The 16,922-nt window shown below is 52.4% G+C and carries 14 protein-coding genes and 1 rRNA gene (1 of these 15 running past the window's edge); 4 read left to right on the top strand and 11 right to left on the bottom strand.

Features of this window, described 5'->3' with window-relative positions; translation table 11 throughout:
* From KTE_RS04140 to KTE_RS04125, 4 genes are all read left to right on the top strand, one after another.
* Positions 1-1,782, top strand: a 23S ribosomal RNA gene (locus tag KTE_RS04140) (it extends 1,186 nt beyond the left edge of the window).
* A 279-nt stretch (positions 1,783-2,061) separates the two neighbouring features.
* Entirely contained in the window at positions 2,062-3,249 is a 1,188-nt protein-coding gene (locus KTE_RS04135; RefSeq protein ID WP_201378834.1) for a Xaa-Pro peptidase family protein, read from the top strand.
* 518 nt (positions 3,250-3,767) lie between these two features.
* Positions 3,768-4,340 carry a TetR/AcrR family transcriptional regulator gene (locus tag KTE_RS04130; protein WP_201378832.1) on the top strand — a complete coding sequence of 191 codons (573 nt, stop codon included), beginning with the start codon at positions 3,768-3,770 and terminating at the stop codon, positions 4,338-4,340.
* Positions 4,341-4,664: 324 nt separating this feature from the next.
* Positions 4,665-5,648: an SDR family NAD(P)-dependent oxidoreductase gene (locus KTE_RS04125; protein WP_201378830.1), complete on the top strand. Its 984-nt coding sequence runs from the start codon at positions 4,665-4,667 to the stop codon at positions 5,646-5,648.
* 499 nt (positions 5,649-6,147) lie between these two features.
* On the opposite strand, the gene KTE_RS49440 is transcribed toward KTE_RS04125, so the two are convergent.
* From KTE_RS49440 to folK, 11 genes are all read right to left on the bottom strand, one after another.
* Positions 6,148-6,378 carry a transposase gene (locus KTE_RS49440; protein WP_201378828.1) on the bottom strand — a complete coding sequence of 77 codons (231 nt, stop codon included), beginning with the start codon at positions 6,376-6,378 and terminating at the stop codon, positions 6,148-6,150.
* A 5-nt stretch (positions 6,379-6,383) separates the two neighbouring features.
* Positions 6,384-7,649, bottom strand: coding sequence for an RNA-guided endonuclease IscB (gene iscB, locus KTE_RS04115; RefSeq protein WP_201386966.1), 1,266 nt, complete (start codon positions 7,647-7,649; stop codon positions 6,384-6,386).
* Positions 7,650-7,968: 319 nt separating this feature from the next.
* A complete protein-coding gene (locus tag KTE_RS04110) occupies positions 7,969-9,540 on the bottom strand; it encodes a (Fe-S)-binding protein (protein WP_201378826.1) in 1,572 nt (523 codons plus the stop codon).
* Between the two features lie 39 nt (positions 9,541-9,579).
* Positions 9,580-10,671 (bottom strand): SAM-dependent methyltransferase, encoded by a 1,092-nt coding sequence (locus tag KTE_RS04105; protein WP_201378824.1) that lies wholly within the window; start codon positions 10,669-10,671, stop codon positions 9,580-9,582.
* Entirely contained in the window at positions 10,668-12,002 is a 1,335-nt protein-coding gene (locus KTE_RS04100) for an FAD-binding oxidoreductase (RefSeq protein ID WP_201378822.1), read from the bottom strand. The genes KTE_RS04105 and KTE_RS04100 overlap by 4 nt, the downstream gene beginning before the upstream one ends.
* A gap of 99 nt (positions 12,003-12,101) precedes the next feature.
* Positions 12,102-13,571, bottom strand: coding sequence for an FAD-binding oxidoreductase (locus KTE_RS04095; protein ID WP_201378820.1), 1,470 nt, complete (start codon positions 13,569-13,571; stop codon positions 12,102-12,104).
* A gap of 301 nt (positions 13,572-13,872) precedes the next feature.
* On the bottom strand, positions 13,873-14,028 hold the full coding sequence (locus KTE_RS04090) for a hypothetical protein (protein WP_201378818.1): 156 nt from the start codon (positions 14,026-14,028) through the stop codon (positions 13,873-13,875).
* Positions 14,029-14,068: 40 nt separating this feature from the next.
* Complete coding sequence (gene tnpB / locus KTE_RS04085) at positions 14,069-15,250, bottom strand: IS200/IS605 family element RNA-guided endonuclease TnpB (RefSeq protein WP_201386964.1); 1,182 nt, start codon at positions 15,248-15,250, stop codon at positions 14,069-14,071.
* 280 nt (positions 15,251-15,530) lie between these two features.
* The gene (locus tag KTE_RS04080) at positions 15,531-15,713 is read right to left on the bottom strand and encodes a hypothetical protein (protein ID WP_201371909.1); all 183 of its coding nucleotides are present in this window, start codon (positions 15,711-15,713) and stop codon (positions 15,531-15,533) included.
* A 21-nt stretch (positions 15,714-15,734) separates the two neighbouring features.
* A complete protein-coding gene (gene rsfS / locus KTE_RS04075; protein WP_007904958.1) occupies positions 15,735-16,142 on the bottom strand; it encodes a ribosome silencing factor in 408 nt (135 codons plus the stop codon).
* A gap of 204 nt (positions 16,143-16,346) precedes the next feature.
* Positions 16,347-16,910 (bottom strand): 2-amino-4-hydroxy-6-hydroxymethyldihydropteridine diphosphokinase, encoded by a 564-nt coding sequence (gene folK / locus KTE_RS04070; protein ID WP_201378816.1) that lies wholly within the window; start codon positions 16,908-16,910, stop codon positions 16,347-16,349.
* Between the last annotated feature and the right edge of the window lie 12 nt (positions 16,911-16,922).

Raw genomic sequence — 16,922 nt, 5'->3', positions numbered from 1 at the left:
ACAACGTATCGAGGCTTAAGCATCGTACCGAAGCCGTGGAATACAGGTCAAACTGTATTGGTAGGGGAGCGTTCTCGACGCCTGAGAAGCCAGACCGCAAGGACTGGTGGAGGTAAGAGAAGTGAGAATGCCGGAATGAGTAGCGTAATGTCTGCGAGAACCAGACACACCGAATGCCTGAGGGTTCCTGGGCAACGTCAATCGTCCCAGGGTGAGTCGGGCCCTAAGCCGAGGGCGTCATGCCGTAGGCGATGGAAAGCAGGTCAGAGAATCCTGCACCGGAACATTTCGTTATGAGCAATGGGGGGACGCGGTAGGGAAGGTGAGCCGATCGAATGGACAGGATCGGTGCCTCTGTTGAAGCGCGTGACCGAGGAAAATCCCGGACACATTATGCGTAACACTGAGGCCGAGCGCCCGCAAGGGTGCGGAAGTCATTGGTCCCCAGGCCGTCAAGAAAAGCCTCTCGCCAGAAATTGTTCCGCCCGTACCGCAAACCGACACTGGTAGGCAGGGGGAAATCTCCCCAGGTGATCGAGCGACCCTCTGTTAAGGAACTCGGCAAATTAACCCCGTACCTTTGGAAGAAGGGGTGCCTGCGTAGCTGTCGCTCTTCGGAGCGGTGGTGAGAAGGTTGCAAGAAATCGGCTCAAGCGACTGTTTACCAAAAACACAGGTCTCTGCGAACGCGAAAGCGGAAGTATAGGGGCTGACTCCTGCCCAGTGCCGGAAGGTTACGAGGAGTGGTGTGCGTAGCCACGAATCTAAGCCCCGGTGAACGGCGGCCGTAACTATAACGGTCCTAAGGTAGCGAAATTCCTTGTCGGGTAAGTTCCGACCCGCACGAAAGGAGTAACGACTTGAGCGCTGTCTCGACAGAGGACTCGGCGAAATTGAAGTACCCGTGAAGATACGGGTTACCCACGACAGGACAAAAAGACCCCGTGGAGCTTTACTACAGTTTGGCCTGGAAACGAAGTATGGTGTGCGTAGCATAGGTGGGAGCCGGAGAACTCATCCTTGTGGGGGTGAGGGAGGCAGCAGTGAAATACCACTCTCACCATGGTTTGTGTCTCACACGTCACCGTGATCCGGGACGTGAACAGGGCCAGATGGGTAGTTTGACTGGGGCGGTCGCCTCCCAAAGAGTAACGGAGGCGCCCAAAGGTTCCCTCAGGGTGGATGGACATCACCCTCTGTAGAGTGTAAAGGCACAAGGGAGCTTGACTGTAAGGCAGACAAGCCGAGCAGGGACGAAAGTCGGGCTTAGTGATCCCACATTCCCGTGTGGAAGGAGTGTGGCTCAACGGATAAAAGCTACCCCGGGGATAACAGGCTTATCTTGCCCAAGAGTTCACATCGACGGCAAGGTTTGGCACCTCGATGTCGGCTCGTCGCATCCTGGGGCTGGAGTAGGTCCCAAGGGTTGGGCTGTTCGCCCATGAAAGCGGCACGCGAGCTGGGTTCAGAACGTCGCGAGACAGTTCGGTCTCTATCCGTCGTGGGCGTCGGAAAAGTGAGGGGAGTCATCTTCAGTACGAGAGGACCGAGATGGCTTGACCGCTAGTGCGCCAGTTGGGGGGCCTCCTCCAGAGCTGGGTAGCTACGTCAAGAAGGGATAAGCGCTGAAAGCATCTAAGCGCGAAGCCGACCCGAAGATAACTTTTCCCACTCTCTTGGAAGAGTCAAGATCCCAGGAAGAAGACCTGGTGGATAGGCTGCGCGTGGACGCCTGGTAACAGGTGGAGCGGAGCAGTACTAATGATCGTACGGCTTGTTTCCCATTCTGTTTCTTCGCGAAGTGTGGTGAGTCCTTGTGGTGTGAGTGAGAGCGGTCTGTGATCGGACCTGAGCACGAGCAAGAGGGCGAGCGGCACGGGGAGCAGGAGCAGGCCAGCGTGGCTCAGCAAAATTGAGGGAATACTTCTTTGGACAGGTATCGACAAGAGCGTGATTTCATCAGCAGACACTTGATGGAGTCACGCTCTTTCTATTTTTTGATCTTGATTTCTCCGTGATATACTGGAGCTACCATCTTACATCCCCAAAGGAGAGCTCTCCATGACTGATGTGGCTTTGCAACGTGAGAAGATAAATCAGGCAATACAAATTCTTGATGAGCTTCAGCTTGATTGCTGGCTGACTTTTGTACGTGAGACAGGTGAGCAGCCTGATCCTGCGCTCAAACTTATTTTTGACCAGGAGCTGACCTGGCATTGCGCTTTTATTTTGACGCGCACTGGTGAAAAGATCGCGATAGTTGCGCGCTATGACGATGACCTGGTTAAGCAGGGAAACCTGTACGATACCGTGATTACCTATACCGATAGCTTTGCCTCTGTCCTGGTTGAAACATTGACGCGGCTCAATCCTTCCTCCATTGCATTGAACTATTCTATCGATGATGTGGCGGCCGATGGCTTGACGCATGGCATGTACCTCCAATTAGTGGAAGCATTGAAAGCCACTCCTTTCCCAGGGCGTTTTACCTCCTCTTCTCCCCTTATCTCTCGCCTGCGTAGCCGTAAGACTTCCCAGGAATTGGTGCGTATGCGCCAGGCCATCGAGGAGACGTATGGCCTCTTTGACTTGATTACACGCTCCCTTAAAGCTGGAGTGACTGAGCGGGAGATTAGCGATCTTGTCCACGCTGAGATGGCGAGACGTTCCCTGGGGAGTGCCTGGTCTTATGATAGCTGTCCAGGCGTTAAATTTGGCCCCAATACGCTCTTTGGGCATGGAGTACCTGGAGGGATAGAAATCGAGCCAGGATTTGTGGCTAGCGTCGATTTAGGGGTATCATACGCTGACTACTGCTCTGATCTCCAACGTATTTGGTATCTGCGCAAACCTGGAGAGCAGAATGTGCCCGAGGTTGTCTCCCAAGCCTTTGCTGCTGTTAAGGGGGCTATCGAGGCTGGCAAGGCTGTGCTTAAGCCAGGCGTTCAGGGGTGGCAGGTAGATGCCGCGGCACGCGAGTATCTCGTGCAGGCTGGTTATCCTGAGTACCAGCATGCGCTGGGACACGGCGTTGGTCGCTACGCTCATGATGGTGGACCCATTCTAGGGCCGCGTTGGGCCCGTTATGGCGAAACACCCTATTATACGATTGAAGAGGGACTTGTATTTACTCTAGAACTGGGTGTTATGACCGAGCGTGGATATGTGAGCCAGGAAGACGAGGTTATTGTCACAGCACAGGGCTGTGAGTGGTTCTCACAACCTCAAGATGCGATTTACGTGGTTTAAGCGCTTGTTATAAAAGGATGCGGCTCTGAGCTGGAAGGCTTAGAGTCGCACCCTTTGGCGTTTGAATAGGTCATGTGGCGGTTTATACGGGGAGCGGCGAGAAAACCACGAGGTCTTCAGCCTCGTGGTTTTCTCGCCGCTCCTTCCTCCTATCCCTGGCTTTCAATGTACTGGCGAATAGTCTCCTGGCTTGCATCCCCGATGGTGCAGCAGAGGTACCCATCACTCTAGAATTGTCATTTATCAGATAAAATTGGTGGTTTCTCAGAAAACGTGCTACGCTGCCAAGCGCTTTAGGAGGATGGGTTTTCTCACATAATTTGGCACTGCATCATTTCTTGTTCTCGTGGTGCCTTCCACTCCTCTTGTTTCTGAGATCCTCTGACATCTTTGCCACGATATCTGAGAAAGACGCCAGGAAATGGGTTGGCACCACTGTATTCGCTCAGCCTTGCAAAAAGCTTTCCTTTCTTTTATAATGAGTATGTACTCAGTCATTATTCGATTGGTGAGAGTGTATGGCAAGACCCAAAAGTCCAGAGAAACGCGACGCTCTCCTTGCGGCAGCAGTTCAGGTGATCGCCGAGCAAGGTTTGAGTGTCCCTACCTCCAAAATCGCCAAAGTAGCCGGAGTCTCAGAAGGATCACTATTCACCTACTTTGAGACCAAGGAGACACTGCTCAATGAATTGTATTTGGAATTGAAGGCCGAAGTGCGAGCAAACATGCTCGACACGTATCCCGCCCATGCAAGTTTAGAGGTCCGTGCTCGTTACATTTGGGACATGTATGTTAGGTTCGGCATTGCCCATCCTGATAAATACAAAGTCATAACCCAATTGAGCGTTTCGGATTCCATCTGGGAACAGACCAAATGCCTGAGTATGGAAGGATACGAAGCTCTTCATGCAATGGTTCAAGAGATGTTTGCCTATGGTGCTCTCAAGGATCAGCCCTATGCATTTGGCACAGCCTTACTCCTCTCTCTCATGAATATGACGATTGAGTTCATTGCACTCCATCCTTCAGAGGCCGATCGTTTTTGGGATGCTGGCTTTACCGCTTTCTGGAATGCGGTAACAGGGCCCTAAAAATTTTCCTGTTAAATGAGTATGTAAGCGCTTATTTAACAGGAAACAAATGACTGCCAGACGTTGTCTGACTATCGGTTCTGAGTTTGAGAAAGGAAGTTATAGTATGGCACTCATTGCCACACGGTTTGGTCTACTGATCTGACTCCAACTATCATGATCATGCCATTCGCCTGTTCGGGTATGATCCCCTGACTTTTTGGTTCTCTTCGTCACGTGTAGATTAGATCGTGCCAGGGAAAATGGGACGTGTGCGTCATCAATCACGGCTCTCCACACTTCCGGTACAATCACAAACACTCATGCTTCTTTCAAGAGGTTTTCATGACAGCACCCAATTCACTCATCACAACCCGATTCAACGCCACAAGCACCACTGAGGACGTCGTGGCTGGTCTCGACCTCTCCAGTGTCCGTGCCATCGTCACCGGAGCCTCGTCTGGCATCGGTCTTGAGACCGCTCGCGCACTCGCCGGTGCTGGCGCGGAAGTCACCCTCGCAGTCCGCAATACCGACGCTGGCGCGAAGGCCGCTGAGGACATTGCGAAGTCAACCAGGAATGAGCGTGTGCGCGTCACCGCTCTGGACCTCGCCAATCAAGCCTCAGTAGCCAACTTTGTCCAGAACTGGAACGGCCCGCTGCATCTGCTGATCAACAATGCAGGGGTCATTCCGAGCACTCTGTCCCGAACCGCGGAAGGCTGGGAACTGCAGTTCGCCACCAATTACCTTGGCCACTTCACCCTGAGCCTCGGATTGCATGACGCCCTCGCCGTTGGCGCCCGCGAACGGGGCGAAGCACGCATCGTCTCAGTCAGCTCCACGGCACATATGAGATCACCGGTCGTGTTCGACGACATCCACTTTGAACGACGCGAGTACGACCCGCAGGCGGCCTACGCGCAGTCCAAGACCGCCGACTCGTTATTCGCGGTCGAAGCCACGCGCCGCTGGGCCGCTGACGGCATCGTCGCCAACGCTGTCAACCCCGGCGGCGTCGCCACCGGGCTGCAAAGAGACTTCACACAGAAACAAAAAGATTACTTGGCCGACGCCGAGGCCGCCGGGGTCTTCGCCTACAAGACTGTCGAGCAAGGCGCCGCAACTACCCTCGTCGCGGCAGTTGCCCCCGAATTCGCCCAAACCGGCGGGCACTATCTTACCGACGGCCAGGAGGCCCACACGGTGCCCAACGACGCCGACTTGTTCAAAAATGGCGACGGCGTCAAGCAGTGGGCGATTGACCCGGACACCGCACAGAAACTGTGGGCGGTCTCGCTCGAACTCATCGGCCAACCCGCCGCGTAAGGCGAATCGAATCCGCGTTGCGGGGGGATGCGTGTCCCTATCGGAGGGAGGCCCAGGATACGTGAAAAAATCTATCACTTTGAGTAGTTTTCACACGTATCCTGGGCCTCCCTCCGATTTGCTTCTCGTCACCGTTTGCAACAGCCCGAAAAGGACGCCATTTTATGCTTACAAAATGAGCCGTTGCATTTTTCCGAAAAGCATCAAAGAGATGAGATGAAATTGCACCGCCATATTATGAGAGAGAAGTTTTTCTCAAAAATCGTCTCAATGCATTCTTCAAGCCAATCGTCGGCAAATTATCTGAGAGAAACGCGCCAATTTACCGGCTCATACACAACTTTGGTGAAGTATGGGCTTATTTTTGAAATCTCCTCGCGGTTTTGAGCGGAAAGAATTGCTTCTCAGCATTCTATTGATGTGCTTATCACCAAAGTTGTGTATGAACCAATTTACCTGAGAAATGACAAGAATGCCCTCTCTTTCCAAAATTGCCTTTTTAAGGCATTGCGCATGCCTTTGCCACAGGCGCATGGTCGAGATGTGTTTCAGTCTGCGGACGATGGCCAGCGGTGCGCATCCGAGGTTCGCTTTTCACCAAAGAGTGAATGGGATCTTGATCCACTTCAAGTGCCTCAAAAGAATAATCTGAGTGAGCTGCAATTTCCTCGAATCCTTGTTTCACCTCATTTCCAGAGAAGATAAGCAGCTTTTTCCGGTATTTGCACACGAATTTCAGATGAGGGAGAATGAGGAACTTGGCATGCTTCTTTGACTGATCATCCAGGAAGATCGAGCACTCACTTTCCGCATCCTGGCAAACTTGGGAATTGGTTTCAAATCCGCTTTTTTGCCGGGAAAATCCACAAGGATCGCATATCCTGTAGACATACGCCCCTTGACGATGTAGTTCTGACCCTGGTAGCGCACTTGATCGAATTTGCGCAATCCCCCGATTTTTCCTGTCGTGAGACGTTGCTCGCTTCGCTTTCCTTTGGTTTGCTGATAATCTCCATCTGGAATGCATTTCTTGACAAGCACCGTTTGTATCTGGAAAACAGGCTGATTTCCGCGTGTCGCAATCATGGCCGCGTCAAAACAATGTTCTTTGGGCAAACCCGCAAGCAATCGATGTTCTTTGGTCACGAATCCCCAGGTTTCTTCCGCCTCAACCAGTTTCAACAATTGCACGCGGATGCTATTCATCTGGGTCGCGTGTAGCAAATTCCCTTTTTTCTTCCCGGTGTGTTTGAGCGCCATCATTCCCGCGTGAAGGGTATCATGACAGGTCTTGCAGAGCGTCAAGAGATTGCTTTCCTCATCGCTTCCGTGTTGACTACGAAAGATGATGTGATGGACTTCGAGCCGTTGATCCTTTGCTTTCCCCTTGCAGTGTTGACAGGTGTAGCCATCCCGTGTGAGCACATAGGCTTTGGTATTGGCAAAGCCGTAATTGATGCCCTTCTGATAGAGCCACTTCTTTCGCAAGACCTCCGGGTTTTTGAGTGCATGCGGGTCAAAGGTCGCTGTTTCCAGCACCATGGACGTGATCGGCAACAAGGATTGCACAAAGTGGATTTCTCGTAGATGAGCGTCGATCTTGCTTCTCATTGTCGGGGAGAAGCGTCCAGTCTTGATGGAATTCCTTCGATGTAACCAGCGCGCAGGCCGATACCTGGTTTTGCGTTGACGACGATTGCGACGATGGGTGGCTCGCTCTTTCATCGTCGTGGCAATATCATTGCGGACTTCTATTTCAGAAAGATAGCAGATGTTGCCCTGTTCATCTGCGACAGCCAAACCAATCACCGTACTGCCTGTATCCACACCCAGCGTCAAGGGTTGGGTGTAGGTCCTCTCCGGCTGTGCGTACAACTTGATCGTAAACGGCGTTCTGTGGACGACTTTGGCCTTTCCCTCTTTGAGCAACAAACGGGCAATCGCGGCAGAGCAGGGCATCAATGGTATCTTCTCTGGTGAGAAGACATAGACCATGTTCAGACGATTCCTTTCGGAAAAATGCTCCGGCAAGCGCCGGGTGATGCGTATCCCTGCACTGTGACCATGCAGGGAATCCGACCTCATCTCGACAGTGTTCAAAAGGCTTTTTGTACCTGGATCACCGGGCCTTTCCTCAGCCCTACTTAAATCCAGGCGACAGAGCAGCGGTCTGATGCGTCAACCGCAGGTGTCATGACCTTTCAAACGGTCTCATCATTTCTGATGAGGAGTCTGGTGAACTTGAGCTTCCGAAAAAGCGACCAAACCGCAGACCCGACTACTTCCGAAGAAGCCGCTGCGTCTTCAGCTCAGTGGTAGTTCACTTCTTACGCCTCCCTAGCAGGAATAGCCCCAGCAGAAAACCCAGCCCAATGCCTATGAGCAACGTCTGTCGCTGCTTCTGGCGCTGCCTTCCTGATGAGCGATGCTCCAAATCCGCTTGCTGGGCTTGATCATAGAGACCACCTTGTTGATATGCCTCGTCGAGAAGCTGAATAGGATGGACAACTTTCATGGCGAGGCCGCGCTGGCGTACTCCCATGTCGATCTGCATCATACATCCCGGGTTGCCTGTGGCGATGATCTCCGCGTCAGTCGCGGCAACATTATTCATCTTTCGCTCGAGCAGCTCATTGCCCATCTCCTGATTGACGATGTTGTAGATGCCGGCGCTGCCGCAGCACCAATCGGCCTCTTTGAGTTCAGTCAGCCGTAAGCCGGGAATGGATTTGAGCAGTTGGCGTGGTTGCTGCCTGATTTTTTGCCCGTGTGCCAGGTGGCAGGCATCATGATAGGCGACGGTCCGTGAAATCTCGCCCATTTGTGGATTGAGCGTGAGCCCAGCTAGAAACTCGCTGATGTCTTTTACCTTGTGGCTAAAGGTCTTTGCTCGCTCGGCATAGGCGGGATCATCGCGTAGCATGTAATCGTACTCTTTGAGGGTTGAGCCACAGCCAGCAGAATTGATGATAATGAAATCACAATTATACTGCTCAAAGGTGTCGATGTTGCGCTTGGCCAATTCGCGTCCGCGTGCAGCCTCGCCTCCATGTACATGCAACGCTCCGCAGCAATTCTGTTGAGGTGGCGTAATCACCTCGCAGCCATTGGCGGCCAGTACACGGATGCTTGCTTCATTGATATCGCGAAAAACCTGGTCCATAATACAGCCGCTGACGAAACCAACGCGATAACGCCTTACTCCGATTGCGGATGTTATCTCGGGGAGGAGATCAGGAAATAGGTCTCCAGAGGCCGAGTTCATGAGCTGTTCAGGAAGTTTCAGCTTGCCTTGAAATGGTGTGGGAAGCTCATTGGCCACATCTATGAGGCCTGTGCTGCGCGCGAGCTTCTGTAGCCCACTCCTTTGGTAGATCTTTAGCCCTGAGAAGACAAGCGTCGTTATCGGACGCGAAGGGAGCATGTAGTCAAAGAAGAAGCGATGAAGCAGTTTCCCAGCCACTGATCCCTGTGCATTGGGGCGCTCCTCTTCTGGCTCGGTTGCTGGAACAGTCTGGGTACGCGCCTCGGGCTGCTTGTCGGCTAGCTGAATCTGCTCGCGAGCCGCTTCAATTAGCTTGCCAAATTGCACGCCTGATGGACAAGCGGTTTCACAGGCGCGGCATCCCACACAGCAATTCATATGCTCGATGAAATCATCAGAGATGTCCAGGCGCCCTTCCGCCACTGCCTGCATCTGATAGATGCGCCCACGAGGCGAGTCCATCTCTACGCCCAATACTGCGTAGGTAGGGCAGGTAGGCAGGCAGAAGCCACAATGGATGCATTGACGCATCAGGTCATACGTGTGCGTATCGCGGCGCAATGGCCCCTCTGTGGGGGGAGTGATCTCTGGATATGTCTCATGCCTAATGATCGGCTCTGATACCATGAGGGGACCTCCATATGATGAAAAAAGGCGTGCATGCCTTTATCTACGCGTAGGAAGCGGCTGCGCCGCCGCAACGGTGATCTCTTGCCTGTTATGAAACAACTGGTGTGCTCGCACTATATTGAAATGTTTACGCATCGTTTTCAAGGCTTCGTTCACTGTTTTGAGTGGGTTAATGGTCTCGGTTGCGTGAGGCAACTTAAACACACTGATAATAAAACCCTCTGGTCGTAACTGTGCCGAGGCTCGCACCAGGAGTCTCGCGGCTTCCCGTGCATCCATTTTCATATCATTGACGATCAGGTCAAAGCGGGTGAAGTGCTTCAATTGAGCCTGGGCGTCGAGATAGCGTTCGGTATATCCTTGATAATGTTCGAGTCCTCTATAGGCGCGTAGGCGTGGATCCAGATTTGCTGGGTCGACAGCGACGACATCCAGTCCTGCGTTGAGCAGCAGGCGTGTCCAGCCACCTGGGGCGGCCCCTAGGTCTAGCGCCTTGCCTTGCTCGGGAAGCGTAATATGAAACACCTCCAGCGCTTCAAGTAGCTTAAACTCGGCCCGACTGATTTGCTCTTCTGTCTGGGCGTAGTGGCGCGCTCCTCCAGGCCAACTACTCAGGTTATCTTCGACGTTTGAGATGCCGACGTAGCACTGGTGGGAAGCGCAGAGCAGAGAGACCACCACTTCGGGTTTTTTTATATCTTCGATGGCGCCTGTCTCTTCCGCGAACGCCATGGCTAATTCACGATTGAGCATGCCACTACTGTAGGGGCGTTTGCTCTGTTGTTTGTCCGTCTGAATAAAGCGTGTTTGTACGGCGAAATGAATCCCACGCTCGATGCGTACAAAGCCTGGTAGCTCTGCTATCGCGGTGGCAATGTTGCCTAGATCCTGTTCACTATTGTGTAGCGCAACTATGTCCTGTACAGGCGCCAGGTGGCGTACAAAGATAAGCTGGGCCTGGCTGGCGCGTCGCATAAGTACTGCGCTATCAGGCACGCTACAGTGCAGGATGCCTGGCACAAGCTCTTCCAGAACTTCGATCTGTTTCTCTAATATGCGCAACTCATCTATGGCAGCCTGGGTAAACTCAGGCTGAGTTGTAATAAGCAAAGTATTCTGACTACTCACAATCCTCCCAAAAACCGTCCTTTAATAAATGTTTCCTGTGGATCAAACTGACTTTTGAGGCGCTGCATCATCGTGAAGGCGGCTCCAGGCTCGCCCCAGACATCAATATGTTGTTTCAACCGAGTTGGACAGTGCTCTATTACTAGACTACCACGTAGGGCTTGAACAGCGCTACGTAGCGCTGTCAGGGTGCCAACCAGGCGCGGTGTAGCATCGACAGGTTGGAGTTCTGTATAAACGATGCCGTTGCCAGCGTGCGCAATGTTGGTGGCCTCAAGATCATATTGGTGACAGGTTGAGGACAGTATACGCAGATAATGGGGTATTTGTGAAGGGAGGAGATTTATTTTGCAGGTAAGCGTTCCCTGTGTTTGTTGACGAATAGTCTGCCAGAAGTGCTCTTGCGCGTGATTAGTAAGATCTTCTCCCAGCAGGGCATGTTGTCTACGCGCCAGGAGACGGGTCTCATTGATCTGCCGTTCTATGGTCGAGAGACTGCCCTCAAAATTTACGGCCAGAGTATAGCCATTCACAGGCAGGTTGATGCCGTGAAAGTCGCTCATGACGCTGGCTGCACCGCTATCAATTAACTCAAGAGCTGTAGGTGTGATTACTGAGCCAAGTAGCTGGGTAACAGTCTGCATAGCATCTTCTACATTGGTATAGGTCAACAGGAGTGTATGCTCCGCTGGTGGCAGGGGTTGGAGCTTAAAGTTCGCCTCAACAATAATTCCCAGCGTGCTTAGGGAGCCGATGAAGAGTTTATTCAGGTCATAGCCCGCGACATTCTTCACGACCCGTCCGCCGCTCCTGGCGATCTCTCCATTGGCTTGGATGACACGTAAGCCAATGACGAGATCACGGGCTGTTCCATAAAGAAGGCGTTTAGGTCCGCTGGCATTGGCCGCGAGAAGCCCTCCAATAGTTGCCTGCTCAGCATGGGGTGGGTCAAGGGGTAATCTCTGCCCCTTACGTGCCAGCAATGCCTGAAGGGTTGCTAGTGGCATGCCAGCCTCAACCCGGCAAGTCAAATCGCCCGCTTCATGCTCAAGGAGATGATTAAGCCTGGTTGTAAGCAAGACGGTATCAAAGGGGCTGGGAATGCCGCCGAGATGTATGTAAGTGCCGTTTCCACGTGCTTGTAAGGTTCCCCCATATTGGTGAATAAGCGCGACCGCCTGGGCTGTCTCTTCAATCGTATCTGGTATGAGGATGAATTTTGGCGCAACGTCATCGACTGCATAGGTGTGTCGCTGCTCGGCCTCTTGTAATAGCGTTAAGCTGGGTAGATGTGTTTGCAGGCGCTGCGCAAGCAAGATGCTCTCTCCCATTAGTTTTTCAGCTCCTCATCAAATAAGTAAGTGCAGGGCGTAGCGTTTGGTATGCGAGAATAAGGCATACCAGAGTAGTTATGGCTGGCGCTAGCGCTGTTAGAGTTGTTTCATGTCGGCGCAACGTCCTGGTAGGGGAAAGAGTTTTCCTGGATTGAAGAGCTGATCGGGATTGCAGGCCTGGCGAACCTGTTGCATGACGCGTAAGTCTGTGTCACTGAAGATAAGCGCCATTTCGGCCTGCTTTTCAATTCCTACCCCATGCTCACCGGTAATGGACCCGCCAACGTCAGCGCATACCTGGAGAATCTCGTGTCCGGCCTGGCGCACGCGTTCAATCTCGCCAGGGATATGGGAGTCGAAGAGGATGAGTGGATGCAGGTTTCCATCGCCAGCGTGAAAGACGTTTCCGACTCGTAAGCCATAGTGTTGACAGATCTCATTCACGCGCCGTAGGACATAGGGGAGCTGTGTTCGAGGTACCACGCCATCCTGCACATAAAACTCCGGGCTAATGCGTCCCACCGCGCCGAAGGCATTTTTGCGCCCAGCCCAGAAGCGCTGGCGCTCTATTTCGTCGGCAGCAATGCGTACCTGGCGGGCGTGATGCTTTTCGCAGATGGCGACGATCTGTTGCAACTGCTCCTCAACACTTTCGTATAGTCCTTCTGTTTCTATCAGGAGGACAGCCGCGGCGTCCAGGGGATAGCCTGCGGGAGTATCGGCTTCAACTGCCTGCAAAATCACCCGGTCCATCATTTCAATGGCGGCTGGAATCACTCCGTGCGCAATGATCTCTGTGACCGTATTAGATGCATCCTGCATGGAGTCGAAGATCGCAACCATCATCTTCACAGCCTCGGGCAGGTGAACGATGCGTACAATAATTTTGGTAATGATGCAGAGCGTGCCCTCAGAGCCGATGAGTAGGCCAGTCAGATCATAACCAGAAGCATCATATGTCCAGCTGCCAACCTCGACGATTTCGCCCTCGGCAGTGACCAGTTCAACGCCCAGGACGTGATTTGTGGTGACGCCGTAGAGGAGGGTGTGTGGCCCACCTGCATTCTCGCCCACGTTTCCACCAATCGTGCAGGACCGCTGGCTACTCGGATCAGGGACATAGTAGAAGCCATGTGGATTGAGAGCATGGCTCAAATGCAGATTGACCAGCCCGGGTTGCACGACTGCGCGCAGGTTTTCGTAATCGACCTCTAGGATCTGATTCATACGCGTGAAAACTATTACGATTCCTCCATAGCGTGGAATAGCCCCACCACTCAGGCCCGTCCCTGCACCGCGTGGCACAACGGGTATGTGATAACGGCGCGCACATTTAACGATGGCAGCTACGTCTTCGGTGCTGGCTGGAAAGACAACAACATCTGGCCGACCTCGTTCGATGGAGGCGTCATACTCATAGAGCGCGAGATCATAGGGGGAGTGGAGAACATGTCGCACACCAAGAAGCTGTGTAAGCTCTCTTACCAGCGCTTCTTTGGTTTCCGGGGTCACCCGTTCATAGACTGAAGCGGTGGTCCCGGCTGTTGATCGTTCTGCGATACTCATAATCCCCTCCTTGCGGTGATGCTGCATTGCAGGCAATAGAAGCGCTACACATGCACCCTCCTGCCATTTTCTAGCGTTACTCTGCTACTGTTTGTCTTCTTCGACTACATCCCTTGGATAGATGATACCATGCGCTCTCTAGCTTGTGAAGCTGAACAGTTGTAAGACAAGAAAATGGTAGTAGAGATGTGCTATCGCTTATGAAGCGTGAACATGCAATGTTTGTTGTGCTATGCCGATAGCTGCTTCTTTCTTTCTTTCTTTCTTTCTTTCTTTCTTTGCGTCGGTTATATCACCATGCTTATGGTTGGTTTTTTGGTTGGGGATCAGATGTAGGTTGCTTCGCTGGACGTCGTAGCCAGCGTCGTGCGCCCCAATATATGCCAGCCGCCAGGATAACGGTTAGCCCGCTAAGGAGAAGTTTGCGCGGCGTTGTATCAGGTGTCGTGGATGACATTGACATCTTCCCCACGGCTTGAGCCGGGGGATTCCTCGAGTCACCTCGAGGGTTTCCTGCTTCGCGGAGTCTTGCCAGAACGAGACAAAACTCGTCCAGGTCTTACAGCCTCTCCACAGGCATTGAGGACCGTGAGCCCCACGGACCTAATATTCTTGGCTGCGTTGATATCGCGGTCGTGCTGCACAGCACACGCTGGACACGTCCACTGACGGACATCAAGCGCTAAGGAGTCGAGGAGGTGACCACACTCGAAACAGCGCTTACTGGAGGGATACCACTTGTCAATTTTGACAAGATCTCGACCGTACCAGTCGGCTTTGTATTCCAGTTGGGCCACAAACTCACTCCATCCCACATCGCTGATGGCTTTGCTGAGGGTGGGATGCTTGACCATGTTCTTGACCTGCAAACTCTCCACGCACATCGTTTGGTTCTCACGGATCAAGCGTGTAGAAAGTTTGTGCAGAAAATCACGGCGGCGATCAGCGATACGGGCATGAATGCGAGCTACCTTGAGACGCGCTTTGTCTCGGTTCTTCGAGCCTTTTTTCTTCCTGGCGTGACGGCGTTGGGCTTTGGCCAGGTTCTTTTCATCCTTGTGAAAGAATTTGGGGTTGCCTACCACTTCACCGGTCGAGAGCACCACAAAGGACTTCAAGCCAAGGTCAGCACCTATCGAGGTCTCGATGCAGGGCAAGTGTTCAATCTCATCCTCAACCAGGATGCTGATGAAGTAGCGATTGGCAGCGTCTTTGGAGATGGTCACACTCGAAGGGGTTGCCCCATCTGGCAGGGGACGCGACCATCTGATCTCGAGGGGTTCACTCATCTTGGCGAGGGTCAGGTGCCCATCCTTCCACGTGAAGGCACTGGAGGTGTACGTGGCAGATTGCTTGTTCCGCTTTTTGTGGTACGTTGGATACTTTGCACGTCCCTCAAAGAAATTCAGAAACGCTTTCTCAAGATGACGAAGAGCTTGTTGCAGAGGCACGCTCGAAACGTCATTGAGCCAGGTCATTCCCTCTTGCTTTTTCAGCTCGGTCAGCATCGTGCTCAGGTCTTTATAGTAGAGGCGTTGCTGTTCGTTGTAGTAGGCATCAGTCTTTTTACGCAATGCCCAATTGTAGACGAAACGGCAACATCCAAAGGTATGAGCAAGCATATGCTGTTGTTCTAGTGTCGGGTATATCCGATACTTGAAAGCGCGTTTCTGTTTCATGCTTGCATGATAGCAGAAAAGATGTAAAAAATCAAGCATTCCCCATCCCCTCAAACAAGGAACGCGCCATTTATCCCCATGTCTCAAGAACAGGGGCCTTCTGGCGCGCATATGATGATGCGTAGGAGTTGAGTAGGAGAAATAGGTGTGAAAAAAGAAAAATCCATTAGTTATGTCCAATGCCATAACTAATGGATTCAAGTTCTGCTTATCGCTGGAGGGTTCCTCGGACCAGGATAGACGCTTGAGAAACCCCAAAAATTGAGAAAGAGCAGAGAAACTATTGGGAGAGGTATTTAAACGGCACCTTGTTTCTGTTGGGGAGGCGCGTATCAATGGCGCGGCGAAGTGCCCCTACACTGCTTTCACCAAGTGTGAAGGCAATGATAGAGCCGATGATAAGCCCACAAATGCCGCCGAGGGCAATTCCTTCAAGAAACATGCGGTTGCGAAAAAATGTCATCGTCGTCACCTTTTCTAATTTTTATTGGAGATACACAACTGTTTTGGCATCGCTCCAAAGTCGCTCCAATCGGTAATATTCGCGTTCTTTAGGTGCGAAGATGTGTACAACGACGTCGCCAAAGTCCAGGAGAATCCACCCTGTGTCTGCTGTCCCTTCGCGGTGCAGCAACCTGGCTCCTTGTTTTCCCAACTCCTCGTCAATTGTGCTGGCGATTGTCTGGATCAACCTGGGGTTGCTACCGCTACAGATGACAAAGTAGTCGGCAAAGACAGTAACCTCTCGAATATCGAGGAGTAAAATGTCTGATGCTTTTTTATCAGACGCAATATCGACTGCGGCTTTCGCTAACTGTGCTGGATCTAGCAGAACTCCCTCCACAAGTACTCCCTTGCTTACTTCTAAATGACCCGACACGACGTAGGTCACACATGGTTTTCGCCTAATATAATTTCTATACGTATCTACCAGCCCTTGAGTTCACAACCAGGAAAAATAGGCGGTTCCTTTGGGTTATGGTAAAGACCAGTGACACTGTATTCGTGTATGGGTCCTTAAAGACCTACATGCCCTGGTACGAGTATATTCACATTGTATTTTGTATCCGCATTATAGCATGCTGGGCAAGGCTTGTTAAGTAGTGGGAGATCCTGGTGAGATCGAGACTGGTTGGTCGATGCGAAGAATGCCCTGCTGTGAAACCACCTCAAGTAATTCACGCATGTTCTTGCCAAGAGCAGGGTGCCTGAGGTCTGGGGCGATCTCGGCCAGGGGAGCCAGGACGAAGGCTCGCTCAGCGAGTCGCGGATGTGGAAGCGTAAGCCCTTCTTGCTGCCACTGCTCCTGGTCATAGAGGAGAATATCGATGTCAATGAGTCGTGGCCCGTTGCGAAATGTAGCCTGGCGACCTAGTGTCTGTTCTATGCCCTGGGTGGCCTGTAGGAGCTCTGGTGCGCTTAATACAGTCGTTCCGCTACAGGCCATGTTCAGGAATTTCGGCTGGTTGGCGTAGCCTACTGGCTCGGTTTCATAGACTGAGGAGATACGCTCTAGTTGGAGGTGTTCGCGCAGGAGGCGCAAGGCATACTCCAGGTTGTGGATGCGCTCGCCCAGATTCGTACCAAGCGCCAGGTAGACGCGATGCCTGGCAGGGAGGGCTGTACTTGCTGGCTGCTCTGAAAAATGTGAATGGGGCATGCCTGAAGAAAC

Origin of the sequence: Ktedonobacter sp. SOSP1-85 (assembly GCF_016587415.1) — a bacterium.
In the GTDB taxonomy this organism is placed as follows: Bacteria; Chloroflexota; Ktedonobacteria; order Ktedonobacterales; family Ktedonobacteraceae; genus Ktedonobacter.
This window is presented reverse-complemented; position numbering and strand designations above follow the sequence as displayed.

What these genes read in the sequence shown, in the direction of transcription:
- KTE_RS04135 (WP_201378834.1), top strand. Translation starts at nt 2,062, where the DNA reads ATGACTGATGTGGCTTTGCAACGTGAGAAGATAAATCAGGCAATACAA.
- KTE_RS04130 (WP_201378832.1), top strand. Translation starts at nt 3,768, where the DNA reads ATGGCAAGACCCAAAAGTCCAGAGAAACGCGACGCTCTCCTTGCGGCA.
- KTE_RS04125 (WP_201378830.1), top strand. Translation starts at nt 4,665, where the DNA reads ATGACAGCACCCAATTCACTCATCACAACCCGATTCAACGCCACAAGC.
- KTE_RS04110 (WP_201378826.1), bottom strand. Translation starts at nt 9,540, where the DNA reads ATGGTATCAGAGCCGATCATTAGGCATGAGACATATCCAGAGATCACT.
- KTE_RS04100 (WP_201378822.1), bottom strand. Translation starts at nt 12,002, where the DNA reads ATGGGAGAGAGCATCTTGCTTGCGCAGCGCCTGCAAACACATCTACCC.
- KTE_RS04095 (WP_201378820.1), bottom strand. Translation starts at nt 13,571, where the DNA reads ATGAGTATCGCAGAACGATCAACAGCCGGGACCACCGCTTCAGTCTAT.
- KTE_RS04090 (WP_201378818.1), bottom strand. Translation starts at nt 14,028, where the DNA reads ATGTCATCCACGACACCTGATACAACGCCGCGCAAACTTCTCCTTAGC.
- tnpB (WP_201386964.1), bottom strand. Translation starts at nt 15,250, where the DNA reads ATGAAACAGAAACGCGCTTTCAAGTATCGGATATACCCGACACTAGAA.
- KTE_RS04080 (WP_201371909.1), bottom strand. Translation starts at nt 15,713, where the DNA reads ATGACATTTTTTCGCAACCGCATGTTTCTTGAAGGAATTGCCCTCGGC.
- folK (WP_201378816.1), bottom strand. Translation starts at nt 16,910, where the DNA reads ATGCCCCATTCACATTTTTCAGAGCAGCCAGCAAGTACAGCCCTCCCT.